Origin of the sequence: Scytonema sp. PCC 10023, from assembly GCF_963920835.1 — a bacterium.
In the GTDB taxonomy this organism is placed as follows: domain Bacteria; phylum Cyanobacteriota; class Cyanobacteriia; order Cyanobacteriales; family Nostocaceae; genus Kalymmatonema.
In genome coordinates, this window is sequence record NZ_CAWUDP010000013.1 from 100223 (window position 1) to 118237 (window position 18015).

At 44.1% G+C, this 18015-nt stretch carries 19 protein-coding genes and 2 pseudogenes; 12 read left to right on the forward strand and 9 right to left on the reverse strand.

Annotated elements, in window-relative coordinates; genetic code table 11:
• Positions 1-8: 8 nt before the first annotated feature.
• Both ACM0OZ_RS10580 and ACM0OZ_RS10585 read left to right on the forward strand, forming a co-directional pair.
• Positions 9-275, forward strand: a complete 267-nt coding sequence (locus ACM0OZ_RS10580; RefSeq protein ID WP_414582758.1) for a Precorrin-3B methylase — start codon at positions 9-11, stop codon at positions 273-275.
• A 178-nt stretch (positions 276-453) separates the two neighbouring features.
• Complete coding sequence (locus ACM0OZ_RS10585; RefSeq protein ID WP_414582760.1) at positions 454-645, forward strand: hypothetical protein; 192 nt, start codon at positions 454-456, stop codon at positions 643-645.
• Between the two features lie 32 nt (positions 646-677).
• On the opposite strand, the gene ACM0OZ_RS10590 is transcribed toward ACM0OZ_RS10585, so the two are convergent.
• Together ACM0OZ_RS10590 and ACM0OZ_RS10595 are read right to left on the reverse strand one after the other, a co-directional pair.
• The gene (locus ACM0OZ_RS10590; RefSeq protein ID WP_414582762.1) at positions 678-1115 is read right to left on the reverse strand and encodes a response regulator; all 438 of its coding nucleotides are present in this window, start codon (positions 1113-1115) and stop codon (positions 678-680) included.
• Between the two features lie 191 nt (positions 1116-1306).
• On the reverse strand, positions 1307-2323 hold the full coding sequence (locus ACM0OZ_RS10595; RefSeq protein WP_414582764.1) for a hypothetical protein: 1017 nt from the start codon (positions 2321-2323) through the stop codon (positions 1307-1309).
• A gap of 291 nt (positions 2324-2614) precedes the next feature.
• Between ACM0OZ_RS10595 and ACM0OZ_RS10600 the strand changes: the two genes are divergently transcribed.
• The 8 genes and pseudogenes from ACM0OZ_RS10600 to ACM0OZ_RS10635 all read left to right on the forward strand — a co-directional run bounded on the left by ACM0OZ_RS10600 (position 2615) and on the right by ACM0OZ_RS10635 (position 7027).
• Positions 2615-2740 carry a hypothetical protein gene (locus tag ACM0OZ_RS10600; protein ID WP_414582766.1) on the forward strand — a complete coding sequence of 42 codons (126 nt, stop codon included), beginning with the start codon at positions 2615-2617 and terminating at the stop codon, positions 2738-2740.
• 122 nt (positions 2741-2862) lie between these two features.
• Positions 2863-3273, forward strand: coding sequence for a hypothetical protein (locus ACM0OZ_RS10605; RefSeq protein ID WP_414582768.1), 411 nt, complete (start codon positions 2863-2865; stop codon positions 3271-3273).
• Entirely contained in the window at positions 3273-4232 is a 960-nt protein-coding gene (locus ACM0OZ_RS10610; RefSeq protein ID WP_414582770.1) for a cache domain-containing protein, read from the forward strand. Before ACM0OZ_RS10605 ends, ACM0OZ_RS10610 begins: the two co-directional genes overlap by 1 nt.
• Positions 4205-4642: pseudogene (locus ACM0OZ_RS10615) on the forward strand (sensor histidine kinase); the annotation flags it as partial. The gene ACM0OZ_RS10610 and the pseudogene ACM0OZ_RS10615, both read left to right, overlap by 28 nt.
• Positions 4643-4782: 140 nt before the next feature.
• A complete protein-coding gene (locus tag ACM0OZ_RS10620) occupies positions 4783-4938 on the forward strand; it encodes a hypothetical protein (RefSeq protein ID WP_414582772.1) in 156 nt (51 codons plus the stop codon).
• Positions 4911-5996, forward strand: coding sequence for an RNA-guided endonuclease InsQ/TnpB family protein (locus tag ACM0OZ_RS10625; protein ID WP_414582774.1), 1086 nt, complete (start codon positions 4911-4913; stop codon positions 5994-5996). Before ACM0OZ_RS10620 ends, ACM0OZ_RS10625 begins: the two co-directional genes overlap by 28 nt.
• A 147-nt stretch (positions 5997-6143) precedes the next feature.
• Positions 6144-6812 (forward strand): annotated as a pseudogene (locus tag ACM0OZ_RS10630) (response regulator); the annotation flags it as partial.
• 89 nt (positions 6813-6901) lie between these two features.
• Entirely contained in the window at positions 6902-7027 is a 126-nt protein-coding gene (locus tag ACM0OZ_RS10635; protein ID WP_414582776.1) for a hypothetical protein, read from the forward strand.
• Between the two features lie 3 nt (positions 7028-7030).
• Here the strand turns inward: ACM0OZ_RS10635 and ACM0OZ_RS10640 are convergent, their stop codons facing one another.
• The 5 genes from ACM0OZ_RS10640 to ACM0OZ_RS10660 all read right to left on the reverse strand — a co-directional run bounded on the left by ACM0OZ_RS10640 (position 7031) and on the right by ACM0OZ_RS10660 (position 11416).
• Positions 7031-7345 carry a hypothetical protein gene (locus ACM0OZ_RS10640; protein WP_414582778.1) on the reverse strand — a complete coding sequence of 105 codons (315 nt, stop codon included), beginning with the start codon at positions 7343-7345 and terminating at the stop codon, positions 7031-7033.
• Positions 7346-7743: 398 nt separating this feature from the next.
• The gene (locus ACM0OZ_RS10645; RefSeq protein ID WP_414582833.1) at positions 7744-8010 is read right to left on the reverse strand and encodes a hypothetical protein; all 267 of its coding nucleotides are present in this window, start codon (positions 8008-8010) and stop codon (positions 7744-7746) included.
• A 1194-nt stretch (positions 8011-9204) separates the two neighbouring features.
• Positions 9205-10320 (reverse strand): sensor histidine kinase, encoded by a 1116-nt coding sequence (locus tag ACM0OZ_RS10650; protein ID WP_414582780.1) that lies wholly within the window; start codon positions 10318-10320, stop codon positions 9205-9207.
• On the reverse strand, positions 10320-11030 hold the full coding sequence (locus ACM0OZ_RS10655) for a response regulator (protein WP_414582782.1): 711 nt from the start codon (positions 11028-11030) through the stop codon (positions 10320-10322). Before ACM0OZ_RS10655 ends, ACM0OZ_RS10650 begins: the two co-directional genes overlap by 1 nt.
• A 233-nt stretch (positions 11031-11263) precedes the next feature.
• Entirely contained in the window at positions 11264-11416 is a 153-nt protein-coding gene (locus ACM0OZ_RS10660; RefSeq protein WP_414582783.1) for a hypothetical protein, read from the reverse strand.
• 499 nt (positions 11417-11915) lie between these two features.
• Here ACM0OZ_RS10660 and ACM0OZ_RS10665 point away from each other — a divergent pair, with 499 nt between their 5' ends.
• Positions 11916-13733, forward strand: a complete 1818-nt coding sequence (locus ACM0OZ_RS10665) for a right-handed parallel beta-helix repeat-containing protein (RefSeq protein WP_414582785.1) — start codon at positions 11916-11918, stop codon at positions 13731-13733.
• A 226-nt stretch (positions 13734-13959) separates the two neighbouring features.
• Positions 13960-14172 (forward strand): hypothetical protein, encoded by a 213-nt coding sequence (locus ACM0OZ_RS10670; protein WP_414582787.1) that lies wholly within the window; start codon positions 13960-13962, stop codon positions 14170-14172.
• Here the strand turns inward: ACM0OZ_RS10670 and ACM0OZ_RS10675 are convergent.
• Together ACM0OZ_RS10675 and ACM0OZ_RS10680 are read right to left on the reverse strand one after the other, a co-directional pair.
• The gene (locus ACM0OZ_RS10675; RefSeq protein WP_414582789.1) at positions 14164-14691 is read right to left on the reverse strand and encodes a universal stress protein; all 528 of its coding nucleotides are present in this window, start codon (positions 14689-14691) and stop codon (positions 14164-14166) included. The two genes, ACM0OZ_RS10670 and ACM0OZ_RS10675, sit on opposite strands and share 9 nt — an antisense overlap.
• 104 nt (positions 14692-14795) lie before the next feature.
• The gene (locus ACM0OZ_RS10680; RefSeq protein WP_414582791.1) at positions 14796-17138 is read right to left on the reverse strand and encodes a phosphoenolpyruvate synthase; all 2343 of its coding nucleotides are present in this window, start codon (positions 17136-17138) and stop codon (positions 14796-14798) included.
• Positions 17139-18015: the final 877 nt, after the last annotated feature.

Below are 18015 nucleotides of genomic sequence, written 5' to 3' on the forward strand. Positions count from 1 at the left end.
ATTTGAGTATGGCAAAGCAAGATCCTCCACTGACTGGAGAAGAACTGGTTAAGGAAGTTTGTCGGCGGATTCGAGTCGCCCGTACCTATTGGGATGCTCACAACAACGCTGCTTGTCGGGGTGAGCGTGAGCGCGCGTTAGCCCTTTACAACACACTAACTAAGGAACAAAAACAGCAGATTCCGCAAGTGTTGCGGGTGTGGTTGCGCTATCGTAGTGAAAAATATTTTGGTGCACACCGAACACCCCCCAAGTCGGCACGAAAATCAAAATAGCTCTTACCAGGGCAATACCTTACTCTTTATATGCCAAAATATGCCTGTGTTGTTGCTTGTCAGTTCATCGATTCGATTTAGCAGTCCTTCCAGATAGCACCAAAGCGAAGTTTAGAGCTTGGGTGCTTTGGAGCAACAGCAGCCGTATACCTGCGTTAGCGAACGGGAGTCCGTGTGCATGATTACACTTAGCTCCTCCGTTCGCTCCCAGGGGTGGCGAAGCCATAAGAGGCTCGCCCTCACAGCCTTTGCCAAAGAGGAAGACCAGCAGGAAGCAACGGCGGCAGGGTTTCAACGGCATCTCTCAAAACCTGTTAACCCGGATGATTTGATTGAAGTGGTTGCCAGCCTCGCTAGCATCTTGCGGTAGCTGAGAAAAACATATAGATGTTTTCACAATCTTTAAGAGTTGATTGTCTCCTGAGGCTCTAGAATTGCCTGGATTCGGTTCAGCAAATAATCAAAGTCAATCGGTTTACGAATGAAACCATCGGCTCCCGCATCAAAGCCATCGGCAGGTAGGGGATCTGTGTAGCCTGTCACCAGAAGGATTGGAATAAAGGGCAGATCGGGATTTTGTCGAATGCGACGAGTGACTTCAAACCCGTTCATCTCCGGCATCATCACATCGAGCAATACCAAATCTGGTGGATGAGATGCAATTTTCTCCAATGCTGCCTGACCACTATCGGCAACTTCGACCTGATACCCTTCATTCTCCAAAACTGTTTGCAGTAGAATGTAGTTATCAGGCAGATCATCAACGACCAGGATGCGATCAACTTGAGTATCTGTTTCAGGGAATGAACTATTCATCATGTAATCATCGGAAGTAGTCAAGCCTTTTTAAGCACTCATTTCATTTTCCGCACTAGACTGACTCGACTAAATCTTACTTAGGGAAGGTTTCAATCTATGGCTAGTTGTGTTTGAGCAGATTCACGATTGCCTTTACCAATACCTCTGGTTCTACAGGCTTTTTGACCTCTCGCTGCTCGTTCATAGACGGGGATTCTAAAAAGCAGGGGCTTTCAGACTCGCGTTAAGTTTTTGGTAATTGTTTTGAGTGCTTCGCTTTCAAGGGTAGTAAGCATTTTCTTTTCTAGGCTACTGAGTGTTGGGCGTTTGAGTTTTCCAAAGTATTCGAGGGTTATAATCGCCACTTCCTCAAGGTCATTCCGGGAATTGTAAATAGTTCTCAATCGCTTGCAAAGCTTCTGCATAGCTTCAGCGTCTTTTGTCGTGTATCCAAAAGGACTGAGCGCATTGGCACTCACGTCACTTACCGTTCTGTCGTAGAGTTGTATCGTACAGCTAGAATTGGTGACTTCTTGCACCACAGCCCAATAACCGACACGACCTGTTAGACGCTCATCGCTACTACGTTTAATCAGGCATATATCACCCGGAACAATCCGAGGTGATAGTTCTTCTTTCTTTGGCGGCGCTACAGCAAATAGCTCGGTAACAGCTTGTTTGACTATCTCATGAGAAGGCGCTTGACCTCCTGCTTTCTCTACTGACTTTTTCCAGGCTGCAACCTGCTGCTCTGGTTTCTTAAGGCGGGAGAGGGGGCGTACCTGGTACTCAGAGGAGGGTAAAATCTGAACGGCTCGTTCAGATTGTTGGAGATTTTCGATGACTTCGGCAGCTTTGATCTGATAGTAAAGGTGACGTGGTGTAAATTGGAAGCGATCGCGGCAGTAGTCTTCAAAAGTTTGATGTGTTTCTCGGTAAAGTCTTCTTTTGTTGATTACCCACAGTGCTTTTGCAGCTATGTAAAATGACTCTTCTACTTGCTGCTCCAGGTCGTCAAGAAGGGTGCGCTCTTCATCCGTTAGTGGCTCTGAAGATTCTTCATGTAAAACAAGCTCGGATTCAACTGTTGCAATCTGCATTTCCTCGGTTTGAAGAACACTTTCAGCATTCGCCTCTTGAGTTTCTGGTACTTGTGTAGCTGGTGAGAGAAGTTCAGCTTCACTACTAGTGTCTACAACAACTAACTGTTCGCTTGAAGGCTGCTGCGTCGTCTTTTTTACTCTTGGCATATACTGCACAAAGTCTGTTTCGTTTCATTGTAGTCCAGACCCGAAGTTAAGAAGTCGCATTAAAGTTAATAAAAACGAGCAACCCTTGTCAAAAAGCGCGATTGCTCTCAATAAGGAAATTGGTACGAACTTTTGTGCTCAACAAATTTTTGCGTTGCAAAAATTTCTGCTTCTTTGGGTAGAGGTCATGAGAGGTAGTCCACATGGTATATTTCTACAGCTATTATCTCAGATGTTATACTCCACCAGTTAGAGTCCACCATTACTAGCACTTAAAGGAATTGACGTTTTATGGCTGCAATAGAACAACCAAACATTGCAGTGTTAGTTCGTGAGACTCGGCAACGGCTCGAACTCTCACAGGTCAAGTTTGCCGCGAAGCTAGGATTTTCGTTTCAGAGCGTTAATCGCTCTTGAGAACGGACGGACAAAGCCTTTGCCAGTGGCATTGAAACAAATTGAAGCTCTACTGCACTCCTTGGGCGAACGCGGCGAAGACTTACTAACTAAGTATTTTTCCTCTGGGGGGAACTGAAATTGTGCCCCCTGATGTGAAGACAACGGTTTCTGAAGATGTCCGTGCAAACCCAACAACAGATTGGCTGATAAGCGATGAAATGAGCGATCTCCTCCGCTCGTTTGACTGGTCAGATCCAATTGCTGCGCTCAACACCTGGTTTCAGAGTTTGCGGACAGCCCTCAGTATTTGTCTAGCATCTCAATTTCCGATGTTTGTTTACTGGGGACTCAAACGAATTCAGTTCTATAGTAACCGTTCAGGGGGGAGTAGGAGTGCGATCGCCCTGACTGCATATGCTGGAGAAATTGACCAAGAGCAGGCAATTTTAGCAGGTTTTCAACGGCATGTACCCAAGCCAGTAGAACCAGAGGTGTTAGTGAGAGTCATCGCAGACTTAATTCAACAAATTGGAGGTCAAGCGAAACGATAATGCACTCCTGGTTCCATCACCCACGCTTATCCAGCCTTCGGGCTCGCTTGGTGTTGCTCGTCCTCCTGGCAGTGATTCCGGCATTGGGGCTGATTCTTTATACGGCTGCGGCTCAACGACGGAGTGCAGCAATAGACGCGCAGGAGAATCTGTTGCGCCTTGTGAAAGTGGCGGCTGCCAATCAGCGCCAAACCAGTGAAGGGGCACGTCAACTGCTCATTGCGCTTGCTCAAATGCCTGAGAACCGCTCGGGGAAAGGGTCGGAGTGTAATCAGCTGCTGGCAAACCTGCTGAAGCAATACCGTGTCTACGCAGGCTTCGGTGTGGTTGATGCGGCAGGCAACTCAATTTGCAGTGCTCCTGTAGCGACAAAGCCTGTAAACGCAACTGATCGCGCTTACTTTCGCCTGGCTAAGGAGACTCGTGACTTTGCCATCGGGGAATATCAAATCGGTCGGGTGACGGGCAAAGCAACGCTCAATTTTGGCTATCCCATTTTAGATAAAGCTGGGCAGGTGCAGGCAGTTGTGGTGGCAGCATTGGATATCGCCTGGCTGGATCAACTGGCAGCCGAGATGAAGTTGCCAGACGGATCAGTGGTTACAGTCACTGATCGTAAGGGAACCATTCTCGTGCGATACCCAGATTCGCAAAACTGGGTGGGAAAATCCATGCCGAATGCTCCCATGACCAAAGTAGTGCTGTCCCAAAAAGAAGGCACCGCCGAAGCGATGAGTTTGGATGGAGTCAAGCGGCTTTACGCCTTTACAACCTTAGGAAGTGGCGCTGTTGATCAGGATATCCATGTTAGAATTGGAGTCCCCAGGACAGTTGCTTTTGCCGAAGCCAATCGACTTCTGGTACAAAATCTGCTCGGGCTGGGATGTGTCACTGCTTTGGCGCTGACGGCTGCTTGGGTTGGGGGTGATGTCTTTCTCACCCGCTCAATCCGATTTTAGGCTGGTCAAAACTACTTCAAACAGGCAAGTTAGATGCACAGGCAAGCCAACGCGCTCTAGAGACAATCGAACGCAATGCCAAGCTGCAAACCCAACTCATTGACGATCTGCTCGATGTCTCCCGGATTTTACGCGGCAAGATGGCATTAAACATTTGCTCCATCAATTTGGTTACAATTGTTGAATCTGCTCTAGAGACGGTGCGCTTGGCAGCAGAGGCAAAACACATTCAAATCCAAACTGTTGTGACGCTTGATAACGGGCAGGTTTGTGGAGATTCTGCGCGGCTCCAACAAATCGTGTGGAATTTGCTTTCCAATGCCATTAAGTTCACACCGGATGGCGCAAAGGTGGAAATTCGTTTAGACCAAATCGGCACTTATGCCCAAATTCAGGTCAGGGACACAGGGAGTGAAGCTGTAAGTTAATTTCTCGACAAACCTACTCATTTCTACTCAATCTTGGGTAGGTTTACCTTTTGTATTCGGTTTTCACTACTTATTAGATGGTCTAATAATGGTTATATTTAGACCATGTATGAGATAAAGAAATGCCTAAAAGAGATAGGTGGTTTAAAGTTCTGCTCACCCAACAAGAACTAGACAAGCTTCAAGCTTATGCGGATAAACAAGGTTGGAATATGTCTCAAGCATTTAGAGAATGGATTAAGGAGTTGCCATGCTGCTTGGATTCAAAACAGAATTGAAACTGAATAACAAGCAGCGCACAGAATTGTTAAGGCATTGTGGCGTAGCACGTCATGCTTGGAATTGGGGATTGGCTTTGACAAAACAAATATTAGACCACAACAAAGCCAATCCCGGTTCTAAGATTAAGTTTCCTACTGCTATTGACTTGCACAAGTGGTTGGTGGCACTGGTGAAATCTGAAAATGAGTGGTATTACGAGTGCAGCAAATCTACACCACAACAAGCGTTAATGGCTTTGCGCGAAGCTTGGAAACGTTGTTTTAACAAAAAGGCTGGTGTTCCCCGTTTCCGGAAAAAAGGTCGTCATGATTCTTTTACTTTGGAAGGTACAGTAAAAATTCTTGGGAACAACAAGATTCAAGTACCTGTAATAGGTGTCCTTAGAACTTATGAACGACTACCGCAAGTGTTAACTAAATCTGCAACTATTAGCCGACAAGCTGATAGATGGTTTATCAGTTTTCGGTTTGAAGTAGACCAACAGGACTTAGCCAATGCAGACGTTGTAGGTGTTGATTTAGGAGTCAAAGCACTTTGCACCTTAAGCACTGGTGAAGTGGTCATAGGCGCAAAGTCCTACAAAAAGTATGAAGCAAAATTGTCCAGAATGCAGTGGTTGCATCGACGCAAAGTAAAAGGTTCTGCTAACTCGAAGAAAGCGCAAATGCAAGTTGCTAGACTGCACACAAAGATTGCCAACATCCGTAAGGATACGCTTCACAAGTTAACTACACTGCTAGCCAAGAACCACGGCACAGTAGTCATTGAGGACTTGAATGTATCCGGAATGATGGCAAATCACAAACTAGCTAAAGCGATTGCTGATATGTCTTTCTTTGAGTTCCGTCGCCAGTTGACTTACAAGTGCGAGTTGTATGGTTCCAAGCTGGTAGTCGTTGATAGATGGTTTCCCAGTTCCAAGACTTGTTCTAACTGTGGAACAAAAAAAGAAACACTCGGACTTGATGAGCGAGTGTTTGAATGTGGTCATTGTGGCTTCATAATTGACCGCGATTTGAATGCAGCAATCAATTTGAGCAAAGCTGTCAGTTAGACAGTGTTAGCCTGTGGACTGGTGTCGTCCGAACGAACCAGAGTGAAGCAGGAAATAAACCAACCCCAAAGAAATCTAATTGGTACAAGTTATCTTTGGCAAGAATTGTCCAGTTATGGGAAGCTTTGGGTAGGCTTTATGTAACGGAAAGGTATCAGCCCGGACTTTTTACCTTATGTTTTTGACTACTTCCGGCAAGAAGATGGCAAAACCACCCGTAAGTTTGGTGGACTGGGCTTAGGTTTAGCGATCGTTCGTCATTTGACCGAATTGCATCGAGGAACAGTTCATGCACAGAGCCCAGGGGAAGGACAAGGAGCCACATTCACCGTTAGGTTGCCCTTGATGGCTTTGGCAGCAGCCTCAGAGCAAGAAATTTCAACTGCCGCTCAATCGGTTGACTTAAGTCAACTGCGGATTCTAGTGGTGGATGACGATGAGGATATGCGGGAATTGGCACAGTTCATTCTGGAACAACAGGGAGCGCAAGTTACGGTTGCTGCTTCTGCTGCTGAGGCGCTGATGCTGTTTGATCGCCAACCACCTGACATTTTGATCAGTGACATTGGAATGCGAGATATGGATGGCTATATGCTGATGCAGCAAATTCGTAGGCGCTCGCCACAGCAGGGTGGACTTATTCGTGCGGTAAGCGAAGCTATGCCGAAGGCTATAGCTCTGACAGCTTATGCCGGAGAATACGATCAACGACAAGCTCTCAACGTTGGCTTCCAGAAACATATTCCCAAGCCTGTTGAGCCAGAAGCATTAGTCAATGCAATCTCAGAACTAATAATTTCCGGGAGTGAAAGATAGAACCTAAAATATCCTAACATTTTAGACATTGCCTGACATCTTCCGCTAGAGTGAGAGTGTAATCAACAAGAGGAAGATATCTATCAAATATGTACCTCCAAGGGTTGCTGCCTCAAGGGTTGGGAGTCAGTACTAAACCTGTTGAGCCAGAACAGTTGCTTCGGACAATCAGTTCACTCAGCACTGCGATCGCTGATTTGGTCAAGCTCCCTTGAACGCTATAATATCATTCCCGTTGCATTTCCAGCCTTCAGCTTATGGCGCTGCGGTCTGGTATCCTGTATTGCCTCATAAATATTTGGCCATTGACGACGGAACACTGGACAAATTGATAAATCCCCCAGGCTGTACGCGTTGCGTGTCAGCAATATTGCATCCATCAGTTCAAATGTTGCATCCTTTGCCCGAGATAAACATTCGTATGCTGCTTGACGGAATTCCCGCGCGTTGTGCAAAAACATCCATAACGGTAGATGAAAATTGGTTGTGCTTTTTTCATCTTCCGTTACTGGGGTGCTTGTTCTTACAGACATCCCTTTATTTTTTTGCACTCCCACGTAAGAGCGATCGCTCTGCTTGAGTCTAAAGTCCAGTTATTATCGTATGCCCGCAGGGCTTAGGACATACTGGGGATTAGGGGGTAGGGGGAAAGGGGTTCTTAGCGTAATGACAAGTATTCATCCGGACTTGATATTACAAACCTTCTTAAGGAAAATGCTAGCAACCCCGCGTCGGTAAAGAAGAATATTTAACACACAATATAGTCAGTTAACCCAAATTTCGACACATACTAAGAAGTAAAACGCAAGAATTTTGCTTGTGTAGATTGAGCTGTAGTGGGAGATGCGGCAGCCGATTTGATCATACAACTATTATGTATGGCGCGTAAGGCACACCCAGTAGTAATAGCAAGAAGTACGCGCTAAAGTAGTTAACCTATGTAAAATGCAAGACTGAACGCACAAATCACAACAAGAACAGGAATCACAGCACTAAACTCAACTTTTCGTGTCCTCAAGATTTCTAGAAAAGACAGAGGAACAACGATGGGCCATAACACAGTAGTCATGATAAGCATGACAAAAGACAAAAATTTCTCTTCTGGAGAAGAATTAGGGTGACGAAGGCTAAATCTTAACCAGTTAATAAAAAAATAGCTGGTGATCAGTAGGTAACTAATAACCAAAGCCAATAGCATCTTGTTCACTGTAGCGACTCCTTGAGTTATCTAAGATTCAGAAATTTATCAGTATGAGCTAGAGGTTTGCAAAGCAACTGCTATATCTTGAAGCTAGTACAAACCATTTATTTATTAGTTAACTAAATGTTAATCTAACCCTAAAAATCTCCAAATCAGTGCATACACCTAATTCATGGATTATTGAAGGAAACAGGAATTTTACTGGCTCATCATAATTATTCTATCTTTGTACAATTAACCAACTAGGAATTTTACTGACTAATCATAACTATCCTACCCTTTGTATACCCTGAAGTTTCAACATTTGAAAAATAAAATTTACTTATCATAAGTTAAATTGAACCAAGCCTATACTATAGTTCAACTAAACCAATTGTTATAAGTATAAAGGCAATTACATACGTACAGAACAAACTAAAATATATATTTTTTAGCTTTATTTACCATAATTAGCGGATCTGTATTTATTTTTATATCAAAATTTCATTATTCAAAAGTCAAAGACTCTTTGATAGTCATGCTACATTTACCAAGAAAAAAGAAACCCCGCGCTATGTGAATAACGTAGGAAAACTGGTATCTATGTTACCTCTCAAGAAACACATTCGGTAGGTGTTTCTTAGGAGCAGGTGCACTGGCGGCACAAGCCACCCGCTACGAATGGAAGAAACAAGTCAAATCCTCTTCCCTTCAACATAGCTGCCCTCAGCATAGCTGCCTTGTTTCTTGAAAGTCACAAGGACTTGGACTATGGATCAATTGTGCTGAAGCTAAACTTATAGATAAATCGGCAGTTATGCTTTTAATTGCTAAACACTCAATAGGTAAGCGCTTGCTAGTTTTGGGTTTTCCATTTTTGAATTTTGAATTGATTATGGAGTGTTCCTTAATCTTGGGAATGATTCTGTGGGAACAGGTAGGCAATTGCAGCTCCACCAAATAAAGTTAGTAAACTCACCAAAAAGGCAGCAAAGAAAAAACTAAACATAATTATGTAACCAAATCTCAGTGCTATTCACTAAAGCTTGTGATAAAAATTAAAATTCTTAAATGAAAATCCAATATCCTTCAGAAAACCTTAATTTTAGCTACTTTTAAACTACCAAGTGGATATGGCACAGGTGTGACCCCCTTGTGTCAATAGCTTGTATATCTTGTATATTTAGTGCAGGTGAATTTTCACAGCTAAACTTAAGCTAAAGGCAGGAAAAAACGGAAAGTGCTGCCCAATCCTAGCTCGCTTTCCACTTGAATCTGACCGCCTTGCAGTTCCACTAAACGGCGCGAGATAGTTAAACCAATGCCTGTTCCTCCGGAATGGCGATCGCGAGATTTGTCAGCTCGCCAGAAGCGCTCAAAAATATAAGGTAAATCTTCCTTAGCAATACCCACACCTGTATCAATGACTGCAATCGATAGATGAGAAGCTTCAGTCCAAGTACGGACAGTAATTGAGCCTTTAGTGGTATGACGCACTGCATTACCAAGTAGATTGACCAGCACCTGTTCTGTACGGTCAAGATCTGCCAATACCAAAGGTAGTTTAGATGGACACTCTAAACGCAAAACTGGTCCATCATCTAGCAGTTGGTCGGCAAATTTCTCTACTAAAGACTCTAATAAAGGACGCAGATTTACTGACTGTATATTGATTGGTAAATAACCAGCTTCTGCCTTAGACAGTTCTTGCAAATCGTTGACCAACCGCTCTAAACGCTTAGTTTCTTTTGTCAGCCGCAAATAAATTTCTGGAGAAGGTTCAATAGTTCCATCAGCGAGTTCTTCCAAGTAACCGCGTACGACTGTTAGTGGTGTCCGCAGCTCATGGGTCATATCTCCAATCAGTTCCCGACGTCGCGCTTCCACCCCCTCTATACTTGTAGCCATGCGGTTGAAACTAACACCTAACCGATTCAGTTCTGGAATATCTGATAAAGGCAGTCTTGCATCAAATTTACCAGCAGCAAACTTTTGCGTAATTTGTTCCATCTCTATCAACCGCTGCATAAGCAGTTTGGACACCCAATAACTCAATCCTCCAGCAGCCGTTGCACCTACCAACACTGACCATACAGTGCTTCGTCTCCAGGCAATTTCAAATCCGTCAACTAACTCAGCACGAACATCGAATAAGTTGTACCCTCGTTGTTCCAATCGTTCCAAATGCAGAACAAAAAAGCGGGGGGAAGAGACTTTGCTGATAATTACGAGACTAAGTACCCCCACAATCATCACCACCAAGTGGGAGAAAAATAGGCGTGAAGCCAAAGGTAATGACTTTGCCCAAAGCCAGTCCATCTTCCTCATCACACACCAGGAGAGTCTTCAAACTTATAGCCTACCCCAACAACAGTTTTTACAAAAGTGGGATTAGTAGGATCTGGCTCAATTTTTTTTCGCAACCTGGCTATATGAGTATCCACCACGCGCTCATCACCAAAAAAGTTATCGCCCCAAAGTTTGTCGATCAGTTGAGCGCGGTTCCAAACTCGACCAGGATTACTAATAAAGGTGCTTAACAAGTTGAATTCCAGGGTAGTTAAATCTAGCATTTCTGGTTGCTGAAAATTCATTTGGCGACTTATCGTCCGCTGCTCTATATCCACGATAAAGTGTTTGGTACGAAATACTTGATTTTGTCCCCCGTGGCGGAGACTACGTCGCAATAGCGCCCGCACCCTAGCAATCAACTCTCTGGGGCTAAAGGGTTTGACCATGTAATCGTCTGCACCTGTAGACAAGCCAATAACGCGATCAATTTCTTCACCCTTAGCCGTAAGCATCAATATATATGGATCTTTAACACCTGGTTTCTGCCGAATTCTTGCACAGACTTCCAAACCATCTAAGCCAGGAATCATTAAATCTAGAATGATTAAATCTGCTGATTGCTCCTGAAACATTCGCAAGGCATTCAAACCGTCGCTGCTACTGCGACAGGAAAAACCTTCTTTTTGTAAAGAAATTTCGATTAACTGGGCAATTTCAGGTTCATCTTCAACGATTAAAATGTCCATACTGATAGGAGGCAAGCAAAATCTACAGAGTCATTCCCTGGCTTGCCATTTTAACTGAAATTTTGTGATTATAATACTGCGAGTCTACAGAAAGATTCAGGATCAAGTACCAGAGTGCTTGCATTGTGCGGCGCGTTATCTTTTCTCATTCGACACTCATATAGCAATCCGCGCAGGATTTATGAAAAATCTTAAGTATTGTAGGGTGGGCAGTGCTTACCGTATTTTGCCGACTACATCCGGGTTTTGCGTTCGCACTGCCCTCCGCAAGCGTGTCGTTCAAAAATCTGCACAGGAGTCCTATATAAATCAAAGGCGACATCAAGACGATCGCGCAGCAGCGAATTCTCTACTGCCCCATAAGTGCGAACTGACTGTGCATTCATCAATGGTCTGCGGTCGGATAGCCTGATTCACCCACTGAAAAATGAAAAATTTTTCAGTGGGTCTGACCTTTGCGTAAGTCGTGATATAGTATTCAAGGAGGAAAAATTCCGTAAGCTGTTATTTAGCTGTGATATACTATTTCAAAGAGGAAAAATTCCGTAAGTCGTGATATAGTATCTCAAAGAGGAAAAATTCCTTCAAAGTTTTGGGGTGCTTGAGCATGGTTATCTCTATAAATTCACAAGCAACGACTCAGCCCAGAACTCATTAAGCATTTACCTAATTCTTGCCGCACAGTCACCTGACTTTAAAAAACTTTAGCACCAGAAGAAATGCTTCTGATGTTAAAGCTTAAAGTTTCATGTGCTCTGCTCCAATAATCACGGAATCCTACAAGCTTTTAGGGCTAAATTCAATTGCTCTAAGATTCAGGATCCTGCCTTTGTTCGGGTCATCTCCGGTTACGACGTTAACGAAGAACTTGATGGAGGCAAAATAATGAGCTTTACAGACTCTCAATCTCAGGCACTTCAACCCAATGCCTTGACTCAAATTCCCGATGTCATCACTAATCGCAGCAACCCTCAAAATTCCACTCTAACTGCGAATAGAGAAGGTACTATTGTGGATTGCAAAGGTCTACAAGATATCATCGGTAGTTGGACCAACAACAGTTCTAGCGGAAAAGACATCGGGATAGATGGTAACACTCAAAGCGGCACCCTGTTTGGTTTCTCTAGTAATGATCAAAGCTTGATCAACAATGGCAACGACAACCTTAATAGTGGCAGCAACGCAGACCTTTTGATTGGAGACCAAGGCAAAGACACCCTCGTTGGTGACTCTGATGTAGACCAGTTCACTCAGGACTCCAGCAATCTTGGTAGCGGTTCACCAGCACTCAGAGCTGCACCAACTGCAACAGACAATAACTCTGGTACTGTTTACTATGTTTCACCAGATGGTAGTGATGACAATCCAGGTACAAGTGATAAACCTTGGAAAAGCATTAACTATGCCGTCAGTGAGGACTCCGCTATCAAAGCAGGTGACACTATTCTAGTTCAACCAGGTACTTACACAGAGCTAGTCACCCTTGGCAAATCTGGTAGTGAGTCAGGTAATATCACACTCAAAGCCAATGGTGATGTCACAGTACGCGACCCTGACCCTATCGAAGGAGGTTTCCGGGAAGGGGTTATCCAGTCTGTTGGCAAGGGTCATTGGGTCATTGATGGCTTCCGCATTGAGGACACGTCTTGGGCTGGAATCTCTCTGCGTGATTCCAACGATATAACTGTTCAAAACAACCATACCTACAATACTGGTTCCTCAGGTATCATTGCGATGCCTGACAGCTATTTTGAAGGTGGAGAAGCCGAGGTCACTAGTAAAAATATCAAGGTGCTCAACAACACTGTCGAACAAGCCAATTCCAGATGGAAAGGTGGTACCGGCGACAATTCTATCTCTGATCCACTTGGAACGCAAGAGTCGCTAAGCATTTGGGGTGTCGATGGTTTTGAGGTAGCTAATAATACCGTTAAAGATGGCACACGTGAAGGCATCGACATCAAAACTGGTTCTCGTAATGGCTCCGTCCATGACAACTATATAACTGGTCAAGCCTCGATCTCTGGTACATATCAGGGCTATCAAGGCGGTCCTGCTCTCTACATAGAGGCTAACCGTTCTAATTCATTTAACATTGATGTCTACAACAATGTTGTCACTGGGAACGTTGCTGATGGAATTGTCGTTGCAGATGAAGTGACTGATAAAGGAGATCTATCTGATGTCCGAGTCTACAACAACCTTGTTTATGGAAATGGACAAGAAGGAGTCAACCCTGGTCGAGGAATTGCCGTAACCAGTAATGTTCGTAACGTTGAGATTCTCAACAATACCGTTGCGAATAATGTCCAAGCCTTTGACATCGATGGTAGTGGTTATTTCGGTGGCGGTTATAAACCGACTGACGTTGTGCTTCGCAACAATATCTTTGCCGATAGTACCTACCGGAATGGGTTGATCGAAGATGCCGGCAACGTGACTTTGGATAATAACTTGTTCACGGACAAGTATGAAAACCTCTACGAAGGTGGGACTGGAATTGACAACCTGAACGCTAACAACAACACTAAGGTTGCGTCCGTTGGATTTGTCAACTCAGGTGGCAATGACTACCATCTCACATCTGGTTCGGCAGCAATTGATACTGGTTCCTCAGAAATTGGTCAGTATGCACAGCGCGATAAGGACGGTGTAGAACGACCTCAAGGTGCTGGCGTTGATATCGGTGCTTATGAGTCTTGAGAACACGGCGTTTCTGATGCATCGATGCATTTGCACTCATCAATGAAACGTTTTTCATAAAAGGAGCAATTCCGCAAAGCTGATTCACCTTTACTCAGATCTTGCACCCAACAAGAGCCAGAGGCTCTAATATCTCGTTACCAGGTTCAACCTGGTAACGAGGCTTTGGAGGCTGAGCCTCCTTACTGTTGCAACTCTTGCAAGATCTCAGTTTAGTCAAATTGCTTTGTTGCACCAAATCTCATCAAGAGGAGCGATCGCAATTATGCGGGCACTCCGTGCCAATGCCCTTTGGGCACGCAAAGAGCGTTCGCGTGCTGCGCCCAAAGGGCGATTACCCGGAGCGCAGTGCCTCCGGCGATCGCTCTTTACCCTCCTTGCAAATAAGGGGAAGGCAAGCCTTCCCCTGTTTCTCAAACTGCAACTAGAACTAAGCTGATGCTGCGTTGGTAGCTTGAGGAACTTCCGTATGATCTTGGATTGGTCCTTGTACCGTCAAAACTGAGCAAGAAGCATTATGCAGTACGTAATTACTGACACTACCTAGGAAAAACTCACTTAACCCTTTGCGACCACGACGACCCACTATAATCAAGTCAGCCTGCCAACTACGAGCTACTTCACAAATTGCTCGACCTGGATCGCCAAGATTTTCAGAAAATTCAGTGATGATACCTGCTTGCTTTGCTTTCTCGGCAAAAGAGAGCAGCATATCTAGTTTCTCTTGCTTGAGTTGTTCCCATTGCTGCATATATTTATTGACAGCTTCTGTATGCAAAGTTGGGTAAACACCATTCGGTTGCAGCAAAACAGGGTTTAAGTATCCCCCATCAAAAGGAGAGAGAACGTGCAGCAACATGACATTTGCATCAACTGCTTTTGCCAAAGATATAGCTTCATTGAAAACGTGTTCACCAATCTCAGAATTGTCTAATGCAACGAGAATTTTTTGAAACATAATTATTAGTCCTTAGTTATTAGTTTTGAGTCATGAGTTGTAAGTTTTGAATCAAGAACTTATAACTCCTGAACGGGTGTAACATTGTCCCCCTACTCCTAACTTTATTGCTCAGCAGCGGCGACTTCCAACAAAGTTTTCAACACAGAGTCTGGGTTAAGACTGATGAAGTCAATTCCCTGTTCCACTAAAAAGTGGACGAATTCAGGATAATCGCTGGGGGCTTGACCGCAGATACCAATTTTGCGTCCGTACTGTTTCACAGTTGCGATCACCTGAGCAATCATCTGCTGCACAGCCTTGTTGCGTTCATCAAATAAATCCGCCACTAACTCAGAATTCTGATCTAATGCGAGAGCCAATTGTGTCCGGTCATTCGACTCAATGGAAAACCCATCAAAGATTTGGCTTAACTGATCAGCCAGTTGCACATTAGTGGTTAACTCGCACATCACGTAAACTTCCAAGCCGTTTTCGCCACGCACAAGACCATGGTTTGCCATCTGGGCCAGCACCTGCTGACCTTCTTCTATGGTACGGCAAAAAGGAACCATCAAAATCACGTTGGTTAAGCCCATCGCGTCACGAACTCGCTTCATCGCTTGACATTCCAAAGCAAAACCTTCGCGGTAGCGCTCATCATAGTAGCGAGAAGCCCCTCTAAAGCCAATCATCGAGTTTTTTTCTATTGGTTCAAACTGTCTACCACCCAATAAATTGGCGTATTCATTGCTCTTGAAGTCAGACAGGCGGACAATCACAGGTTTAGGGTAAAAAGCGGCGGCAATTGTACCAATACCTTGCGCCAGCTTATCGACAAAGAATTGCGCTTTGTCTTCATATTGGACAGTTAACTCGGCAATTTTATATTTAGCAAGATCATCTTCTAATTCGTCAAAATGAATTAATGCCAGTGGGTGGGCTTTAATATAGTTGGTAATGATAAATTCCATCGGTGCTAACCCGACTCCATCATTTGGGATGGCGCTTAAACTGAAAGCTTCTTCAGGATTGCCCACGTTCATCATAATTTTAGTACGGGGGCGGGGCAATTTTTCAAGTGGGGGTTGGGAGGATGAGGAGGATGAGGGAGTGAGGGAGTGAGGGAGTGAGGGGGATGAGGGAGATGAGGAAGATGAGGGAGATGAGGAAGATGAGGAAGATGAGGGAGAAACTCCTAATTTTGAATTTTCAATTTTGAGAGAAGTTGGAGCGGAGGTTTCCTCCGTTCGCGCAGCGTCTGTGGAGGAGACTCCAATCTTCGGTGATTTTGAATTGATTTGTTCCTCTGTTCCTGCTAAGAGGCGATAATTCCGTAAAAGATTGGGCGCTTTCTGAGATTGCACTGTTTGTGGGCGTGCTTCAACGATAAAAAATTCATTCGTGATACCATCTTTTGCCCACTCAATATACATTGGTGTATACACACCACGAACTTGGGAATAGTGTTCTTCAATAAGGCACGCCCAATGAGCAAGTCGCAAAATTTCGTCATTATTGAGTGTAAATTGCTGACGTTCGCCAGCTGCAACAGGGATATTCTTTGTTTGTTTCGAGCCGCCTACATCATAAACCATCTTGATTTCTTTAGTTCCCAGCCGCTTGTCTAAAACTGGGCGATACCCTTGTCTGAGGGTTGGCTTAAATACTAAGTATTCATCCGGGTTAACTGCTTGGTGCACCACGTTTTCACCCAAACCATAAGCCGCAGTCAGTAATACTGCATCTCTGAAACCTGTCTTGGTGTCAATGGAGAACATAACACCAGACGCTGCCAAGTCAGAACGTACCATTTTTTGCACGCCTACCGAAAGGGCAATGTTGAAGTGGTCGAAACCTTTGATTTGTCGGTAGGAAATGGCACGGTCTGTAAAAATTGAGGCAAAGCACTTGTGACAAGCTTCGAGTACTGCTTGTAACCCTTGAATGTTTAAGTAAGTTTCTTGCTGTCCGGCAAAACTGGTATCTGGTAAGTCTTCAGCAATCGCACTACAGCGAACGGCTACATCGGTATCAGGTCCGTACTGCTGTTCTAGGGCTTGGTAAGCTGAGGCGATCGCCGACTGTAATTCTACAGGAAAAGGAGTTTGCAGCAATAAAGACCGAGCAAGCTGACTTCTTTGCCTGAGATTTTGGACATCCTCGACATCTAAAGAAGCAAAAATCTGGCGTAATTTTGGTTCTAACCCTGCTGCTTCAATAAAGTAGCGATATGCATATGCTGTCGTCGCAAATCCGTTAGGCACTTTTACGCTTCTGCGCCGCAGTTGCTGAATTATTTCTCCCAAAGAAGCATTCTTTGAACCTACTAAGGCAATGTCTGCCATACCAACTTTATTTAAAGGCAATACCAAAGCTTTTTCTTTGGAGACTTCGCGATTGCACAGGTGCCAGCGCCCTAAAGGGCGATCGCTTTTTTGATCAACTGCTGTTTCTACTTCTACCATTGTTTTGCTTCCTTATGACACATCAAGCTCTCTTTGGATCATGCAGTAAGCAAATGCTTCGCTTGTCCCACACTTAATGTTTATAAGAAGAAAAGTTGAGATTTTTGTGAGGATACTGGTCAACGAAAACTTCTCTAATCTGATATTTCTGCGGAGGTATAACTCATAAATTGTGTACATATGTTACGAGAATCAGAAATTTTTTGGTATAGCTCACAAGTTCCTCACAATTGCAAATTACTCTTAAAGCATGAAAAGGTTTAGTTCTCAACTGACTGTCCGTTTGGCGAAAAACACATTTTGTATAAAAATTTTAATACACCATGAATAACTGTCCTTGCTGCTCCCGCCCACTTTTACGCCATATACGTCATCAGGAAGTTTATTGGTTTTGCCGTAGCTGCTGGCAAGCAATGCCAGTATTTAGTGAGGAAAAGTGTACTTCGTTACCAGAGGTTTATGTCAGGGAATTTCCTAGCAAGCTTGAGAAAAGAGAAAAGAGCAATGTCCTTTGTTTGAATGAGCGCGGATCTAGAACTGGGTGGATAGGAGTTTAACTCATCCCCCGGCTATGAAACTATCACTACGTTCAGTTTCATAAAAAACCGGGGATTTCGAGTCATTAGTCATTAGTTCTTAGTCCGAGCGTACGTTTTTCATGATTTTTCGTCACTTTTCGTACTAATGACTGATGACCAATGACTAATGACTAAGACGGGGAACGAGAAATCATCCCCGCTCGCTTAAGAGACGGGGCTTTCTCGCCGTCTTTTCGTAAACAAAACTTACCTGATACCAAGCGATTCACGAACAAAGTACTTATAAATTGCTTGGTATAAAGTAAAGTTGTAAAAACCACGGATTTTTGGTAATTTGC

Bases quoted from the DNA above. Each gene is read 5' to 3' on its own strand.
- ACM0OZ_RS10585 (WP_414582760.1), top strand. From the start codon at position 454: ATGATTACACTTAGCTCCTCCGTTCGCTCCCAGGGGTGGCGAAGCCAT.
- ACM0OZ_RS10680 (WP_414582791.1), bottom strand. From the start codon at position 17,138: ATGGTAGAAGTAGAAACAGCAGTTGATCAAAAAAGCGATCGCCCTTTA.
- ACM0OZ_RS10600 (WP_414582766.1), top strand. From the start codon at position 2,615: ATGGCTGCAATAGAACAACCAAACATTGCAGTGTTAGTTCGTGAGACT.
- ACM0OZ_RS10580 (WP_414582758.1), top strand. From the start codon at position 9: ATGGCAAAGCAAGATCCTCCACTGACTGGAGAAGAACTGGTTAAGGAA.
- ACM0OZ_RS10645 (WP_414582833.1), bottom strand. From the start codon at position 8,010: ATGCTATTGGCTTTGGTTATTAGTTACCTACTGATCACCAGCTATTTT.
- ACM0OZ_RS10655 (WP_414582782.1), bottom strand. From the start codon at position 11,030: ATGGACATTTTAATCGTTGAAGATGAACCTGAAATTGCCCAGTTAATC.
- ACM0OZ_RS10635 (WP_414582776.1), top strand. From the start codon at position 6,902: ATGTACCTCCAAGGGTTGCTGCCTCAAGGGTTGGGAGTCAGTACTAAA.
- ACM0OZ_RS10660 (WP_414582783.1), bottom strand. From the start codon at position 11,416: ATGAATGCACAGTCAGTTCGCACTTATGGGGCAGTAGAGAATTCGCTG.
- ACM0OZ_RS10675 (WP_414582789.1), bottom strand. From the start codon at position 14,691: ATGTTTCAAAAAATTCTCGTTGCATTAGACAATTCTGAGATTGGTGAA.
- ACM0OZ_RS10595 (WP_414582764.1), bottom strand. From the start codon at position 2,323: ATGCCAAGAGTAAAAAAGACGACGCAGCAGCCTTCAAGCGAACAGTTA.
- ACM0OZ_RS10650 (WP_414582780.1), bottom strand. From the start codon at position 10,320: ATGAGGAAGATGGACTGGCTTTGGGCAAAGTCATTACCTTTGGCTTCA.
- ACM0OZ_RS10665 (WP_414582785.1), top strand. From the start codon at position 11,916: ATGAGCTTTACAGACTCTCAATCTCAGGCACTTCAACCCAATGCCTTG.
- ACM0OZ_RS10625 (WP_414582774.1), top strand. From the start codon at position 4,911: ATGCTGCTTGGATTCAAAACAGAATTGAAACTGAATAACAAGCAGCGC.
- ACM0OZ_RS10620 (WP_414582772.1), top strand. From the start codon at position 4,783: ATGCCTAAAAGAGATAGGTGGTTTAAAGTTCTGCTCACCCAACAAGAA.
- ACM0OZ_RS10640 (WP_414582778.1), bottom strand. From the start codon at position 7,345: ATGTCTGTAAGAACAAGCACCCCAGTAACGGAAGATGAAAAAAGCACA.
- ACM0OZ_RS10610 (WP_414582770.1), top strand. From the start codon at position 3,273: ATGCACTCCTGGTTCCATCACCCACGCTTATCCAGCCTTCGGGCTCGC.